We start from the raw sequence: 14,783 nt of genomic DNA on the forward strand, positions 1-14,783 counted from the left end.
CCCGATCTGCAGCGTGTCGAGTCGGCACGCTGTCGACGCTCGATACGGCCGCCCTCGCCTCATGCTCAAGCCTGTTGCGCTGCTCACCCCGCGCCCGACACCGTCGCGCGACCCCGTGAATCCCGATTGGCTGCTTGCCGGCAAGCTGGAGCCTGCGTTGCCGCCCCCCGGCGCGGTGGTGCGTGGCGCACTGCTGGCTGCGCTGGATCAGGCGCAGGCACGTCCGCTGACGCTATTGCTCGCCCCGCCCGGATTCGGCAAGACCACGCTGCTGGCGCAGTGGCATGCGCACCTGAGTACGCGCGAGCAGAGCGCGGTGGCATGGCTGTCGCTGGACGAAGAAGATGCCGACGCCGGGCGTTTTCTCGGCCATCTTGCGTATGCGCTGCAGAACGCAGGCGCCGACCACGCGCTGTGCGCGGCCGTGCTGCACAACCGCGATCACGACCCGCGCGACGCGGCGGCATTGCTGATTCGCGCGCTACGCGCAGCGCCCCGGCGCATCAGCGTGATTCTCGACGACTACGACCGACTCGGCAGCAGCCCTGTCGATGAACTGGTGCTACGCCTGATCGAACACAGTGGCGGGCGTTTGCATCTGGCACTCGCGACCCGCCGCGTACCCAATCTACCCCTGGCGCGGCTGGATCTGCACGCGCAGCTCAGCCGCATCGGCAGCACGCAGCTGGCGCTCGACGACACCGAAGCGCAGGCGTTGCTGGGCCCGCACGTGACCGCACCGGTGGCGGACGAACTGCGGCGCTACACAGAAGGCTGGCCGGTGGCGCTGCAACTGGCACGGCTGTGGTTGGAAGGCGATACCCAGCGTCGGCAGGAAGTCACCGTACGTTTCTCCGGGCGCAGCGCGCAGATTGCCGCGTACCTGGCCGAACAAGTGGTCAACGATCTGGACCCAGACACCCGCGAACTCCTGTTGCGCACCAGCCCGCTGGAACGCTTCAACGCCGCGCTCGCCGACGCGGTGCGCCAACGCCAGGACAGCGGCCGCTTGCTGGCGCGGCTGGAGCATTTCCATGGTCTGCTGGTGCCGCTGGATGGCGAGCGCGAATGGTTCCGCTACCACCCGCTGTTTGCCGACTTTCTGCAGCAACTGCTCGACCGCGAACATCCAGGCCTGAGCGTGCAGCTGCATCAACGCGCAGCGCGCTGGTTCGGCGATCATCAGCAGCTTGCCGAAGCAGTGCGGCATGCTTGGCGCGGCGGCTGCGGCGATCTTGCCGCCAGCTACATCGCGCGCGCCGGCACCTGGCAGCTGCTGTTGACTCACGGCACGCATGAAGTACGCGCACTGCTGCGCCATTTCGACCACCGCACCATCCGCGACACACCCGCGCTCAATCTCACCCAGGCGCACCTGCACATCAAGCTGGGCGAATTCGCCCACGCACGCCTGTTGCTGGAGCGCTTCCGCGATTTTCCGGCTGCGTTACGCGAGCCGCTGCAGCGCGACTACACCGTGGTCGTGGCGCTGCTGCGCGACCGTCTGGATGAAATCTGCGGCAATCCGCATGGCCTGACCCAGATTGCCGCCCAGGCTGGCGCACTGGACGAAGACGACCATCTGGGCCGCGGCATGTTGCTCTGCATCTGCGCCACCACCGCGATTGCGCAGGGCGCGTTCGCGGTTGCCGAGCGCTACGCGCGCAACGCGCGCGACACCATGCAACGTGGCGGCAGCGAGGTCGGTGCCAGCCGGGCCATGTTGTCGCTGGGGCAGAGCCTGTTCTATCGCGGCCGGCTCAGCGATGCGGAAGCCTGCTATCAGCAGGCACTGAGCTGGTGCGCACGTACCCCGCAGCCGGATCGGGTGCTGGAAGCCGCCGCTCAGTGCCTGCTTGCGCAGTTGCACTACGAACGCGGCCATCACGACGACGCAGCCGACCTGCTGCATCCGGCGCTGGAATTGCTGGAGCAGCACGATGGCGGCGTGGACGTGCTGGCCGCCGGATACGGCACTGCGCTGGGGCTGGAACGCGTGCGCGACCATAGCGGACGCAGCGCGTTGCTGTTGCTGGAGCATATCGAACAGATCGCACACGGACGCAAATTGGCGCGCTTGTCGGAACTGGCTGCAGCATGGCGGCTGATGCTGTTACTGGAACATCCAGGCAACGCCGCCATCGATGTGCTGATCGCACGTACCGGCGGCGAATCCGGCCTGGCGCATACCTTGCGCTCGCCACACCGCTGGCACGATCGCGCGGCGATGGGCTTCGCACTGGCCCGCTGGCATCGCCTGGCCGGGCGCAGCAGCGCCGCGCTGAGCATCCTCGGACAGATCGAGCAAGCCTGCCTGGCCAACGACAATGTCTGCCATCTGGCGCGCGCCCGTGTACGCATCGCGCTGGTACTGCAGCAACGTGGCGAACTGGTTGCCGCCCTGCCGTATCTGTACAGCGCATTGGACCATGTCGCGCTCACGCAAAGCTGGCAGGCGATCGTGGAACTGGGCTTGCCGGCCAAGGCGATGCTGCGCTCGCTACGCCAGCACGACCCGCAGACCGTGGGCGGCACCACGCGTGCCTTGACCATCCAGGCCTTGCTCGAACGCCTTAGCGGCGACGACGACCCGGCCGGTGACATCTTCAGCGAGCGCGAACTGGAAGTGCTGGCGCAACTGGCGCGTGGCTATTCCAACAAGCAGATCGCACGCTGCCTGCACCTGTCGGAAAACACGGTCAAATTCCATCTGAAAAACCTGTACCGCAAGCTCGACGCGCGCAGCCGCGAAAGCGCGCTTGCGCAAGCATTGCAGCGCGGGTTGTTGCGTGGAAGCGGCCCGCATGCAGATCAGCCGCTGCGACCTGGCTGAGCCAGGTCGCATGCATCTTGCGTTCAACGCAGGTTTGCACGTGTGGCGGCCAGGCCTGACAGCGTTGGCCGCCCGCACGCATCACCCGAACGTCAGCGTGCCCTTCATCATCGCCCAATGGCCGGGGAACGAGCAGAAGAACGTGTAGTCGGCGCCCTTGCTCAGTTTGCTGGTGGGAAAACTCACCGTGGTGCTGTCGCCGCCGCCAATGACCTTGGTGTGCGCAATCACGCGTGCGTCGGCCTTGGGGAGATAGCTGTCGGCGATGGTCGAACGTACGCCGGCATTGGCCACCGCCTGGAAATCGGCAGACTTGGTCAACACCCAGTTGTGCCCCATCACGGTGGCAGCCATCTTGCCGGAATGCTTGAGCGTAAGCTCCACCTGCGTGCACTCGGGCGCTAGCTTGATCGCGCTCTGGTCGAACTTCATTTGATCGTTGCCGGTGATGGTCACCGCGCACGTCCGTGCCCATGCCGTCGGCGCCATCAGCGCCAGCGCACACACAGCAATCGTGGAAAACAGCTTCAAGAGAACACTCCTGCGTTGGGAAGGTGCAGCACATCGCACGCGGCGCACCGTTGCAACAGCGACGTGGTCAGAGGTGCTGATAGTGCCAGAGTAACGCGGAGTCGCAATCAACAGGGCATCACGCGCGAGCCCACTGCATGCGCTCGCGCATCGACCAACGATGCCAGGCGCCCTGCTGATTGCAAGCAGACCTTCCGTCGCATGCGTGCTTCACGCGTAACGGAAAAACGCATCCATCGGATCTGCTGCTGCGGACGCGATGGCCGGCACCGGCAACGGGCCGCGCTTACCGGCGATCACTTGTACGAACGCCTGCTTGAAACGCGCCATCTCCGCATCGGTGCCCACAGTGATCCGCGACCAGGTTGGCCACACCGGCCAGCTGCGGCCGATGAACACGCCATGGGTGGCCATGTCGTCCTTGAAACCGGCGGCAGGCCGCTTTACATCCACCATGAAGCAGTTGCTCTCCGAGGCAGTGCATGCATAGCCCTGCCTGGCGAGAAACTCCATCACATCCGTGCGCGTCGCGGCCGTACGTGCGCGCCGTTGCGGCACCAGTGCAGGATCACGCAGGCTGGCCAGCCCGGCAGCGGCGGCGGTGACCGGCAAGCTGTTGACGCTGTAGAACTTCAGCTTGGCCAGCAGGTCCGGACGCGCGGCCGCATAGCCCAGGCGGATGCCGGCCATGCCATAGAGTTTGGAGAAGGTGCGCAACACCACCACGTCTTCGCCTGCAGCCACCATGTCGACCATGCTGCGCGTGTTTTGCGCGAAGTGGATATACGCCTCATCCACCACCAACACGCTGCCTTTGGGCTTGTGCGCCAAAGCGTAGTCCAGATCCTTGCGTGCGGTGACCGAACCGGTGGGATTGTTGGGGTTGCAGATGTAGATCACGCCCGCGTTGGCGTCCGCCGCGCACATGGCCTGTACATCGTGCGAAAAGTCCTTGCGCAGCGGCACCTTGATCAGGCGCGCACCATTGCGGGTTGCCGCACGCCAACCGGATTCGTAGGTGGGGTCGGCCGTGACCAACGCGGCACTGGGCGAAGTGAATGCCAGCATCGTGTAGTCGAGCGGTTCGGTGGAGCCGGCATACGCCATCAGGTGATCGACCGGCAGCGTGAGCTCGGCAGCCAAGGTGGTCATCAATTCCATTTGTACCTGCCGCAAATACCGCCCGCCTTGCGGGGCGATCTGCGCGATGGCCTTTACTGCGGCTGCCGACGGTCCATCCGGAAATTCATTGGAGTCGATCATCACCGGTGCCAGCGCCGTTGCCGGTGCGGGCGCGATGGCAGTGGCGCGTTCGAAGCCGCTGGCCAGCAGCGGCAAGCTGCCGGCACTGGCGGCGCCGGCAAACAACGCAGACTCGCGTAGAAACGTGCGGCGCGAAAGAACAGTGTTCATGACAACCTCCAGCAGGATGACGACGCGGATTCAGGGACGCACGGCAACCACTTCGATCTCGACCCGGTACAGCGGGTTACCCAGCGCTGCGATCTGGAATGCCGAGCGCGCCGGCAGGTTGGGTTGCTCCTTGGTGCCGAAAAACTGGCGATAGCCTTCCATGAAGCCGCTGAAATCCATCTTGCCGCCCATCGCCGGATCGCCGACCAGAAACACCTGCATCTTCACCACATCGCCCATGCCCAACCCCAGCGTGGCCAGCTGCTGCTTGATCTGGTTCAACACGCTCACCGTCTGCGCCTTGGTGTCGCCATAGGCGGCCGCCGAATCCTTCGGCGCACTGGTATCGATCACCGCCGGCACCTTGCCACTGACATACACCGTGGCCTTGCCGGCCGGAATTTCCACCGCGGCAGCAATGGGAAAATCGCTGTTGGGAATCTTGTGGCGGATCACCTCGGCCGCGTGTGCGGCACCGAGACTGGAAGACCAAAGCACTGCGGCGGTGAGAACGGTCGTGATGGAACGGAGCATGGCAATTCCTTGTAGGAGAGAAGATCAGCGGCGGAGTGATCTGACATCGTCGATGGTCACGCGCTCGGCATAGTCGTTACCGAAGTGCGTGCGCACATAGCTCACCACTTCGGCCACCTGGCGGTCGTCGAGCATGTCGGCGAAACCCGGCATCCCCGCGTGGCCGTCGAGCACCATCATCGTCACGTACGGGCCGGCGGCCAGTTTCGGGTTGCTGGCAAGCGCAGGATAGTCGCCGGCACCTTGCGCGCCACGCCCGGCCGGCATATGGCAACCCTGGCAGATCGCCTGGTAAACGTCCTGGCCGGAGGCCTTGGCGAAGCCTTGCTGCGGAAACAGCTGGGTGGCATCGGAACTCTGCGCCTGCGCATCGCGCACGTTGGGCGGCAGCAACAAGGCGAGAATGGCGAGCGCAACAGTGGCGCCGCACGCTCTTGGCAGCAGACTCATGCGCGCGCTCCCTGGGCAATGACCTTGCGATGCAGGCGGCCAACGACATCGTGCGCCGACAGAATGGCACCCTCCTGCCAGGCCGGAATGTACGACACGTGCTCGCCGGCCAGTGCCAGCCGTCCGTCGATCTGGCACAGCGGTTGGTAATGCTCGGCGCGCGCCTGCTCGCTCCACATGCCGAAGCAGCCATGCGTGAACGGCACGCGGTGCCAGCCGACCGCAATGCCGTTTTCGAATTCGCGCGGATACTGCGGATGCAGCTGGGTGCCGTATTCCACTGCTTTACGCACGCGCTGCTCCGGGGACATCGCGGTGAACTGGTAGGCATCCAGCCCCCACACATAGGCGCCGAGCAGCACGCCTTTGCCAGGGCTGTGGTAGTTGGTGCTGGGGTAGCTGATCAAGGTGATCGGCAGATCGGTGTAACTGATGCCGCCGTAGATCGCTTCGTCTTCTTCCCAGAAACGGCGCTTGAATTGCAGCCCCACTTTCACCGAGGCCGCATACGGCACCTTGCCGATCGCCGTGGTCATCGCATCGCTGGCGGTGACCGGTATGCGGCTGAGCACCGACAACGGAATGGTGCAGATGCACCAATCCGCAGTGGCGAGACGTTCTTCGCCACCACGCGCCGCATCCTGCCAGGACACGCGCACGCCGCTGCCGTCTTGGTCGATCTTGGTGACCTTGGCGTTATAGGTGATGGCATTGCCCAGTTGACGCGCGAACGCCTTGCCGATCTGGTCCATGCCTCCCACCGGCTGGAACATGGTGGTCTGCATTTCATAGTTGTTGCCGGCTGCCAGTGTGGTCCACAGGCGCGAGCGCAGCACGTCCTGCACGCTGAAAGGATCGGAGAATTCCGGCTTGCCCGACAAGCCACCGCCGGGATAGCGCGCAAACCCGCGCCGCTCGCTGCTGTCCTTGCCTTTGACATATCCGAACTTCTGGTCGAGCGCGCCCCAGGTACGCAGTGATTCCAGCAGCAGTTCCTGATCCTCGCGGCTGACGGCCGTGTCCAGGGCGCGTTGCTGCGTGCACTTGGCCAGCAACTCGGACACATGGCCCTTGTAGTCGGCGTCGATGGCACGAAAGCGCTGCGGTTTGCCGCCGAAGCCGTTCTGGCTGTGCAGCAGCGCGTTGTAATTGACCTGATTGAACGCTTCCAGCGCCACGCCGAACTGCTTGCAGTAACTCAGCACCGCCTTGTGGTGATGCGGAATGCGCCACGGCCCGGGATTGAGATACAAACCCTCGTCGAACTGGCAATGCTGCCTGGCCCCGCCCAACTCGGCATAGCGGTCGCCGCCGCGCAGGGTCCAGTTACGCCCGCCGGGGCGGTCGTTGTATTCGAGCAGTTGCACGCGGTAACCGGCCTTGCGCAACTCGAACGCCGCGCTCATGCCGGCCAGCCCGGCACCGAGGATCAAGACCGATGCCCCCTTGGGGTCGCCATCCAGTTGCAGTGGGCCTTTGAAACTGGATTCGGCCGCCATGCCCAGGCTGCTCATCGCCTGATACATCATCGCGCCGCCGGCGGTCATACCGATGCGCGCCAGCAATTGCCGCCGCGTCATCGCTCCCGTGTGATTGCCTTGCATCAACGCACGTCCCCTGCATGTCATGGACAAACGCACGCGACCGGCAACCCTGCCGGCTGCGGCTGCACTTCAGAATGTGTAGGCCAGGCTGGCGAACAGCTGCCGTGGTGCGATCAACTGATACGAGCCCGAGCTTTCGTTGGGAAATACCGCCCCGATCGCATCGTCCTTGTCGAACAGGTTGTAGACCGACAACTGCAGCCGGCCACCGGCAAGAAACCCGCCGTCTTCGCCCTGATACCCGACGCTGCCGTTGACGATGAAGGTGGCATCTACCCGATCGGTATTGAGCGTATCGCCGTAGCGCTTGCCGGTGTATTTGGCATCGAGGTTGGCAAAAAAATGTGTGCCTTCCCAACCGCCGTTGACGCTGAACATCACCTTCGGCGCATCCGGCACCTCGTTGCCTTTCACCTGTACCAGGTTGCCGCTGACCGGGCCGAAATAATTGTCCTGGAACTCGGAGTTGTTCCAGGTCAGCGATGCGCCCAGCCGCCAGCCCGGCGCCGGCTTCCACATGCCGGACACTTCGGCCCCGTACGTCTGCACGTCGCCGACGTTGGCGTAGACGGTGGGCGCCACCACCAGCGGGTCCGGGTCGGTCAGCGCGATGATGCGGTTCTCGTAATCGATCTTGTAGGCGGCGATGTAGCCGCTCCACTGCGTGGATTCGGCGCGGATGCCGATATCGATGTTGGTGGACTCTTCCGGTGCGATATCCGGGTTGAACGCACCGGAGGTCAGCGCCAGCCGCGGCGCCGAGCTGAAGTTTTCCGCATAGTTGGCGAACACCTGCACGCCCTCGGCAAGCTGGAAGCTGGCGCCGACCTGGGGCTGGAACCAGTCGCTGTTCTTGATGGTGACATCGCGGCGCACGCCGACATTGAAATCATCCAGATTGGCGATGCCGTCGTAGTCGCGTTTGACATCCAGCCCCTTGGCACCGAACTCCATCGTCAAGCGGTCGTCGAGCAGGCGCAGCGTGTCCTTGATGTAGAGCTGCTTCACTTCGGTGGAGAAGTGGTTGTCGTAGTAGATGACGATCGGCAGCGCGCCCTTGAGCAGCGCGCCGGTGGCCGGGTCCAGGTTGTACAACGGACGCACCTGATCGAAATCGTAGTGCTCGTACCACGCGCCGACTTCGAGCTTGTTGTGCTCGGTCTCCCATGACACCGCCGTGGTGAGGCCATAGCGATCGCCCCCCATGATTTCTTCGCGCCGCGTCATCGCACCGACGTGGGTGACAGTGCCGGTGGCATCGACGATCTGCGGGTCGTTGATGGCGATGTCGGTGCGCCCCGGCGTGCCGGCGATGGCATCGTTGTACAGGCCTGTCGCCGTGCTCGGCGGAGTGCCGCCGACGCCATACCCATGCTTGTTCTCGTAATAGCCGGTAAAGGTGAAGCCGATTGCATCGTTGAACAGGAAATTGCCGTGCAGGCTGAGCAGCGAGTCGCGTCGCCCGTTCTGCCACTCGCTGTAATGCTCGGCATCCACTTCCGGGTTGCCGGTGATGCGCTCATGCAGGTCCCACGCCACCGAACCGTCGGAGTTGTACGACTGCACGTCGTAGTCCTTGCGGTTGTTGTAGATCCATCCCAGCGTCAGGCTGCCAGCGTCCCAGGCCTGGCGAATCTTGGCTTCGAAGTGATCGCTCTTCTGCGTGGCCGGCTCCATGTCCCACACCCCGCCTTGCGTGCGCGAGGCGGACAGATACGCGCTGGGGCCGCCTTTCCACCAGTCCGGCGTATCCAGGCGCACGAAGCTGCGCACCAGATCGTCCGAACCAATCGTCTGGGTGAGATTGCCGCTCCAGCTGTCGCCGCCCTTCGGTGGCAGGCTGGTGTAGCGGATCGCACCGCCCAATGCGTGGTACGACGGCTGGGTGACGTCGCCCGAACCGGCCGACACCGTCACATCGAGCAGGTTTTCGCTGGAGACGTAGCGCGTAATTGGCCCGCCTTCGCGGGTGTCGAAGGTTTCGATCGGAATGCCGTCCAAGGTCACGCCGATCTGGTTGGCGGAAAACCCGCGGATGGTCATCGAATCACCGAACTCATACAGCCCGAACGGGTCGGTGGTCTGCACATTCACGCCGGGCAGGCTGGCCAACAGCTGCTGCGGCGCTACCCCGGGCACCTGCGCCTGGATCTCGTCCGCCGAGATGGACGCGGTGGTGCGCGTGGAGCCGGTGCCCACCACGCTGACCGCATCCAGCGTGCGTGCGTCTTGCGCCAGCGCAGGCAAGCTCTGCGCGCCGGCCAGCAGCAAGGTCATTGATGCCAGCGCGCGGCGCGGGCGGGTGGTGGCGAGGATGTCGGCGACCGAGGCCGCCAATCGATCGGTGTTCGAGCACTTTGGCATGCAATCAACCCCTGGAGACGTGTGGCGTGCTGAGTGACCGGGCGCTCCCCCGAGACCGGCTGATACCGCGGATGCGTGCAGTGACCATAACCAGCGCGATTGCTGCCTAACCTGGGTGCGGCGGGTGGGCTCGGCGCAGGCGGGTAGGTCGCTACCGAATTCAAAACTCTGAATAGGTAGCGCAGCCACCTACCTGCGCGAATGCCCTGCATTGCAGCTCTTGCGCGCTTGCCATGCCGCGCCGAATCGACAACGCTGCGCAGCCGCCGTACGAGCACGGATATGTCGCCCGCACCACCATCGCTGCTGTTGCTGGATTTCGACGGCGTGCTCGCGCACTACGCGCGGCCACGGCGCATGGCCGCGCTTGCCGCAGCCGCGCAATGCTCACCGCAGCGCGTGCATGAGGTGTTGTTCGTGCAAGGTCTGGAGCGCGCCTACGATGCGGGTGCGATCGACACGCAGGCGTATCTGGCGCGTCTGAGCGAAGGGCTGGGGCAGCCGATCGATCGCACTACCTGGATCGATGCGCGCGTGGCGGCCTGCCGCGCCGACCCGTCGGTGGTGACACAGGTGCTGGCGGTGTCGACGACCACGGCGGTGGCGGTGCTCACCAATAATGGCCCGTTGATGGCAGAAGCGATCGAGCGGATCGTGCCCTCGCTATTTCCGTTGTTGCGGGGCCGCGTGCTGTGCAGCGGTGCACTGGGCGGCCGCAAACCGGATGTGCCGGTCTATCAGCGCGCGCTTGCGCAACTTGAGCAACGCGCCGAACGCACGTTGTTTGTCGACGACCTGTTCGTCAACGTGCGTGGCGCACGCGCGGCCGGCCTGCACGCCGACACCGTGCGCGATGCGCGTGCACTGCGGCGAGTGCTGAAGCGATACGGACTTGCATGAAACCAAGCCCCTCTCCCGTCGGGAGAGGAGTTGGGGGTGAGGGTACGGCGGAAGACAGCCATCCCCTCCGGGCAATGGAAAGACCGGGCACTGCGTCAGCGCGCTACATGCCACACACCACGCATCTCCAATGCCCTTCCAGCCGACATGGTGCCGGCCAGAGGGCGCGCAAGCACCGCCCGACATCACGCCTGGGCGACATACTCGGCAATGGCCAGACGCAAGCGCGCCAGGCCATCGGCCAGTTCGGCATCGGTGAGATTGAGTGCCGGCACGAAGCGCAATACATCTGGGCCGGCCTGCAGCAGCAGCAAGCCATGCGTGGCCGCCAGGTCGAGGATCGCCCCGGCCTGCCCCGCGTGCGCAGGAGCCAGTACCGCGCCCAGCATCAGGCCACGCCCACGAATCTGCGCAAACAGGCCAAAGTCGGCATTGAGCGCTTCCAGCCCGGCGCGCAATGCCGCAGATTGCCGCACCACGTTATCGGCAATCTGCGGCGAGGCCAGCTTGCGCAGCGCCACGCGCGCCACTGCCGCGGCCAGCGGGTTGCCGCCGAAGGTGGTGCCGTGCGCGCCGAACTGCATGGTTTCGGCGACCTTGGGCCCGGCCAGCATCGCGCCGATCGGGAAACCGCCACCCAAGGCCTTGGCCAGGGTCACGATGTCCGGCGTCACCTGCTCCTGCCAATGCGCAAACAGCGTGCCGGTGCGGCCCATGCCGCATTGAATTTCGTCCAGCACCAGCAGCGCATCATGCTGGTCGCACAGCGCGCGCACGCGGCTCAGAAAGCCCGGCGCGGCCGGCATCACGCCGCCCTCGCCCTGGATCGGCTCGACCATCACCGCCGCCACATCGCCGCCGGCCATCGCCGCTTCCAGCGCCGCGACATCGTTGAAATCCACATAGCGAAATCCACCCGGCAGCGGCTCGTAGCCTTCCTGGTACTTGGGCTGCGCAGTGGCGGTGACCGATGCCAGCGTACGGCCATGAAAACTGCCGCGGAAGGTGACGATGACACGCTTGTCGGCCGGACGGCCCTGGCTGCTGGCCCACTTGCGCACCAGCTTGATCGCCGCCTCGTTGGCCTCGGTGCCGGAATTGCACAGGAACACCTTGTGCGCGAAACGCGAGGCGCTCACCAGTTCTTCGGCCAGTTTCAGCGGCGGCGCGCTGAAAAACACGTTACTGGTGTGCCACAGCTTGCCGGCCTGCTCGGTGAGCGCAGCCACCAGATCGGGGTCGTTATGGCCGAGTCCGCTCACCGCGATGCCCGACGACAGATCCAGATATTCGCGCCCGGCATCGTCCCACACGCGACTGCCCTGGCCGCGCTCCAGCACCACCTGGCGCGGGCGATACACCGGCAGGTAGTAGTGCGCGAGGGACAGGGGCGAATCGGCAGCGGTGCTCATGAGGATGGGTCGCAGAAGCGGAGGGAGAAGCGGCATTCTCGCGCATTCGCCGGCCTGCGGCACAATGCGCGCATGCGCCCCTTCTCCGATCCGCAACTCACTGCCGCCACCGACGATGGCTGGCGCCGGCAGTGGTTCGACATCATCTACCGCCACGACACCCGCCCCTCGCGCAATTTCGACCTGATGCTGGTGGTCGCGATCCTGGCGAGCGTGGTGGTGATCATGATCGACAGCGTGCCGCGCATCCATTCGCATGCCGCGGACTGGCTGGTGCCGCTGGAATGGGCGTTCACGGTGATCTTCACCATCGAATACGCGCTGCGCCTGGCCGTGGTGCGGCGCCCGCTGCATTACGCGCTCAGCGTGTGGGGCGTGATCGACCTGCTGTCGATCCTGCCCAGTTATCTCTCGTTCTTCGTGCCCGGCGCACAGACGCTGTTGGTGGTGCGCGTGCTGCGCATCCTGCGGCTGTTCCGCATTCTCAAGCTCACCCGCTACATCGAAGAAAGCGGACAGTTGCTGGATGCGCTGTGGCGTAGCCGTCGCAAGGTGTTGGTGTTCCTGTTCACCGTGCTCACCATCACCGTGATCGCCGGCGCCACGATGTACATCATCGAAGGCCCGCAGCACGGCTTTACCAGCATCCCCACCAGCATGTACTGGGCCATCGTCACCATGGCCACGGTGGGCTTCGGCGATCTGGTACCGCAGACCACGCTGGGTCGCTTCGTCACCTCGGCCCTGATCCTGATCGGCTACAGCATCATCGCCGTGCCCACCGGCATCTATACCGCCGAACTGGCCAGCTCATTGCGCGAAGGAGGCCATACCGGCAAACGCGATGCGCGCAACTGCGCCCGCTGCGGGCTGGAAGGCCACGCGGCCGACGCACGTTATTGCCGGCAATGCGCCGAGCCACTGCCGGAGCTGGGCAACGGCTAAGGCGCCGAGCAGCCAACGCCACGGCGCCGCCGTCAGGCGGACGCGGCCGTTACTCGGCAGGGCGTGTGCCACGCGTACACTGCGGTTGCGCCGTGCCGTCCACGCTCACGACAAGTGCGTACCCTGTGGTTAGCCGCTCTCAGTCCAGAAACAGATCTGGCAACAGCGCGCGCGATGGATCCATTGCATAGCCGCTCAAGTCGGTGATGCCAGCCTGGGCGAGCACCTCGTCATCGATCAGGAACCGGCCGTAGAACCCGGCTGCGGCGCGCGTCAGCACCGCATGCGCGGCGTCGGCCATGATCTCCGGCCGACGGCAGGCCGCCGCGTCCACGCCGACAAGCATGTTGATGGCATCAGTGGCGATCACGGTACGCGGCCACAACGCATTGATCGCCACGCCTTGCGGGCCGAATTCCGCGGCCAGCCCCAGGGTGACCAGACTCATGCCCATCTTGGCCAGCGTGTAGCCGGTGTGCGCCCCCCACCACGCCGGGTTCAACGACGGCGGCGGGGCCAAGGTGAGGATGTGCGGATTGGCCGCCTGCAGCAGATGCGGCAGGCACGCCTGCGCGCACAGGAAACTGCCGCGCGCGTTGACCTGCTGCATCAGATCGAAGCGCTTCATCGGCGTGTCCAACGTACCGCGCAACCAGATCGCACTGGCGTTGTTGACCAGGATGTCGATCCCGCCGAACGCATCGACCGTTGCCGCCACTGCCGCACGCACCTGAACTTCGTCGCGGATGTCGCACTTGAGCGCCAGTGCCTGCCCACCGGCCGCCGTCACCGCCGTGGCCGCGCTATGGATGGTGCCAGGCAATTTGGGATTGGCCACCGCCGACTTGGCCGCAATCGCCACATTCGCCCCATCGCGCGCCGCCCGCAACGCAATCGCCAAGCCAATCCCACGCGAGGCACCGGTGGTGAACAGGGTTTTGCCCGATAACGTCATGGGATTAGAGAGTCGGGATTGGAGATTCGTAAGAGCTTATTCCTTCATTGCTACCACCAACCACCCACCGCTCAAGCAATACGCTCTTGCGAATCCCCAATCCCGAACAACCAATCCCAGCCCCTCAGGGCTTGGGCCCCTGCCCTTCGTTGTCTTCCCAGTGCAGTACGCGGCGGGTCACGAAGCGGTAGACCGGTTTGCCGGTGGCAAACCACAGCTCGCGGACCCAGGAGGTGCGCTTGAGCACGCGGCGTTCCACCGGGGTCAGTGCGGCCGGGCAGTACATGCGCTTGTGTTTAAGCAGGTGGCGCAGATCCTCGCGGGCAAGCAGACGCATCCAGCGCGCGCGCGGGTTGCCGCGCACCGCCAGCTGGAAGTCGATCACCGCCGGGCTGCCGTCCTCCTGCACCAGCCAGTTGGCTTCCTTGGCCAGATCGTTGTGGGCCACGCCGCGGCGATGCAGCTGTTGCAACAGCCGGCGCGCGCTGCGGAAGTAGGCCAGATCGCCGCGCGGCGGTCGCTGGTACATCGCAGCGCCGTCCAGATAGCTGCGGTCCAGGTGCCGCCCGTCCCAATGCAGCAGCCGCGGTGTGCGCGGCACGCCATCCAGCTGGCGCAAGGCCAGCGCTTCGCGGCGTGCCAGCCACCAGGCCACGCCGCGCAACAGCCACGGCGCCACGCTCAGGTCGCGACGCACGAACATGCGTTGGCCATCGCGGATCAGCAGAATGCGTCCGAACGTATCGGACTTCAGCGGCAGATTGGCTGCAGGGTCGTGAGTCATCCCCCATTGTAGGCGGCAGGTCTGTCTCGCTGCCCACCTTTGCGGCGCGCGCGCGTGC

General features: G+C 65.2%; 12 protein-coding genes. 3 read left to right on the top strand and 9 right to left on the bottom strand.

Translation table 11 applies throughout. The features are described from left to right. Nucleotides 1–61: 61 nt before the first annotated feature. Nucleotides 62–2,833 (top strand): winged helix-turn-helix domain-containing protein, encoded by a 2,772-nt coding sequence (locus ACCQ16_RS16295; RefSeq protein WP_014090978.1) that lies wholly within the window; start codon nt 62–64, stop codon nt 2,831–2,833. A gap of 81 nt (nt 2,834–2,914) precedes the next feature. Here the strand turns inward: ACCQ16_RS16295 and azu are convergent, their stop codons facing one another. The 6 genes from azu to ACCQ16_RS16325 form a co-directional block, all read right to left on the bottom strand. Further along, entirely contained in the window at nt 2,915–3,364 is a 450-nt protein-coding gene (gene azu / locus ACCQ16_RS16300) for an azurin (protein WP_005911961.1), read from the bottom strand. Between the two features lie 210 nt (nt 3,365–3,574). After that, nucleotides 3,575–4,777: a pyridoxal phosphate-dependent aminotransferase gene (locus tag ACCQ16_RS16305; RefSeq protein ID WP_277572509.1), complete on the bottom strand. Its 1,203-nt coding sequence runs from the start codon at nt 4,775–4,777 to the stop codon at nt 3,575–3,577. 30 nt (nt 4,778–4,807) lie between these two features. After that, a complete protein-coding gene (locus ACCQ16_RS16310; protein WP_109291033.1) occupies nt 4,808–5,311 on the bottom strand; it encodes a RidA family protein in 504 nt (167 codons plus the stop codon). Nucleotides 5,312–5,335: 24 nt separating this feature from the next. After that, a complete protein-coding gene (locus ACCQ16_RS16315; protein ID WP_228996766.1) occupies nt 5,336–5,761 on the bottom strand; it encodes a c-type cytochrome in 426 nt (141 codons plus the stop codon). Beyond that, nucleotides 5,758–7,365 carry a flavin monoamine oxidase family protein gene (locus ACCQ16_RS16320; RefSeq protein ID WP_029820203.1) on the bottom strand — a complete coding sequence of 536 codons (1,608 nt, stop codon included), beginning with the start codon at nt 7,363–7,365 and terminating at the stop codon, nt 5,758–5,760. The genes ACCQ16_RS16315 and ACCQ16_RS16320 overlap by 4 nt, the downstream gene beginning before the upstream one ends. Nucleotides 7,366–7,434: 69 nt before the next feature. After that, nucleotides 7,435–9,729, bottom strand: coding sequence for a TonB-dependent receptor (locus tag ACCQ16_RS16325; protein ID WP_372380027.1), 2,295 nt, complete (start codon nt 9,727–9,729; stop codon nt 7,435–7,437). Nucleotides 9,730–10,011: 282 nt separating this feature from the next. Here ACCQ16_RS16325 and ACCQ16_RS16330 point away from each other — a divergent pair, with 282 nt between their 5' ends. Further along, a complete protein-coding gene (locus ACCQ16_RS16330) occupies nt 10,012–10,629 on the top strand; it encodes an HAD-IA family hydrolase (protein WP_039418290.1) in 618 nt (205 codons plus the stop codon). A gap of 185 nt (nt 10,630–10,814) precedes the next feature. Here the strand turns inward: ACCQ16_RS16330 and ACCQ16_RS16335 are convergent, their stop codons facing one another. Beyond that, on the bottom strand, nt 10,815–12,041 hold the full coding sequence (locus ACCQ16_RS16335) for an acetylornithine transaminase (protein WP_008577885.1): 1,227 nt from the start codon (nt 12,039–12,041) through the stop codon (nt 10,815–10,817). A 72-nt stretch (nt 12,042–12,113) separates the two neighbouring features. Between ACCQ16_RS16335 and ACCQ16_RS16340 the strand changes: the two genes are divergently transcribed. Continuing rightward, nucleotides 12,114–12,986: an ion transporter gene (locus ACCQ16_RS16340; RefSeq protein WP_007967699.1), complete on the top strand. Its 873-nt coding sequence runs from the start codon at nt 12,114–12,116 to the stop codon at nt 12,984–12,986. A gap of 139 nt (nt 12,987–13,125) precedes the next feature. On the opposite strand, the gene ACCQ16_RS16345 is transcribed toward ACCQ16_RS16340, so the two are convergent. Together ACCQ16_RS16345 and ACCQ16_RS16350 are read right to left on the bottom strand one after the other, a co-directional pair. Beyond that, nucleotides 13,126–13,941, bottom strand: a complete 816-nt coding sequence (locus ACCQ16_RS16345; RefSeq protein WP_277572506.1) for an SDR family oxidoreductase — start codon at nt 13,939–13,941, stop codon at nt 13,126–13,128. A gap of 124 nt (nt 13,942–14,065) precedes the next feature. Beyond that, the gene (locus ACCQ16_RS16350) at nt 14,066–14,725 is read right to left on the bottom strand and encodes a serine/threonine-protein kinase (protein ID WP_008577881.1); all 660 of its coding nucleotides are present in this window, start codon (nt 14,723–14,725) and stop codon (nt 14,066–14,068) included. Between the last annotated feature and the right edge of the window lie 58 nt (nt 14,726–14,783).

Source organism: Xanthomonas sp. NCPPB 1062 (assembly GCF_041481705.2).
Classification (GTDB): Bacteria; Pseudomonadota; Gammaproteobacteria; order Xanthomonadales; family Xanthomonadaceae; genus Xanthomonas; species Xanthomonas euvesicatoria.

Excerpts from the sequence above, each read along its gene's own strand:
- ACCQ16_RS16295 (WP_014090978.1), top strand. The coding sequence starts at position 62 with ATGCTCAAGCCTGTTGCGCTGCTCACCCCGCGCCCGACACCGTCGCGC.
- ACCQ16_RS16305 (WP_277572509.1), bottom strand. The coding sequence starts at position 4,777 with ATGAACACTGTTCTTTCGCGCCGCACGTTTCTACGCGAGTCTGCGTTG.
- ACCQ16_RS16310 (WP_109291033.1), bottom strand. The coding sequence starts at position 5,311 with ATGCTCCGTTCCATCACGACCGTTCTCACCGCCGCAGTGCTTTGGTCT.
- ACCQ16_RS16315 (WP_228996766.1), bottom strand. The coding sequence starts at position 5,761 with ATGAGTCTGCTGCCAAGAGCGTGCGGCGCCACTGTTGCGCTCGCCATT.
- ACCQ16_RS16320 (WP_029820203.1), bottom strand. The coding sequence starts at position 7,365 with ATGCAAGGCAATCACACGGGAGCGATGACGCGGCGGCAATTGCTGGCG.
- ACCQ16_RS16325 (WP_372380027.1), bottom strand. The coding sequence starts at position 9,729 with ATGCCAAAGTGCTCGAACACCGATCGATTGGCGGCCTCGGTCGCCGAC.
- ACCQ16_RS16330 (WP_039418290.1), top strand. The coding sequence starts at position 10,012 with ATGTCGCCCGCACCACCATCGCTGCTGTTGCTGGATTTCGACGGCGTG.
- ACCQ16_RS16335 (WP_008577885.1), bottom strand. The coding sequence starts at position 12,041 with ATGAGCACCGCTGCCGATTCGCCCCTGTCCCTCGCGCACTACTACCTG.
- ACCQ16_RS16340 (WP_007967699.1), top strand. The coding sequence starts at position 12,114 with ATGCGCCCCTTCTCCGATCCGCAACTCACTGCCGCCACCGACGATGGC.
- ACCQ16_RS16345 (WP_277572506.1), bottom strand. The coding sequence starts at position 13,941 with ATGACGTTATCGGGCAAAACCCTGTTCACCACCGGTGCCTCGCGTGGG.
- ACCQ16_RS16350 (WP_008577881.1), bottom strand. The coding sequence starts at position 14,725 with ATGACTCACGACCCTGCAGCCAATCTGCCGCTGAAGTCCGATACGTTC.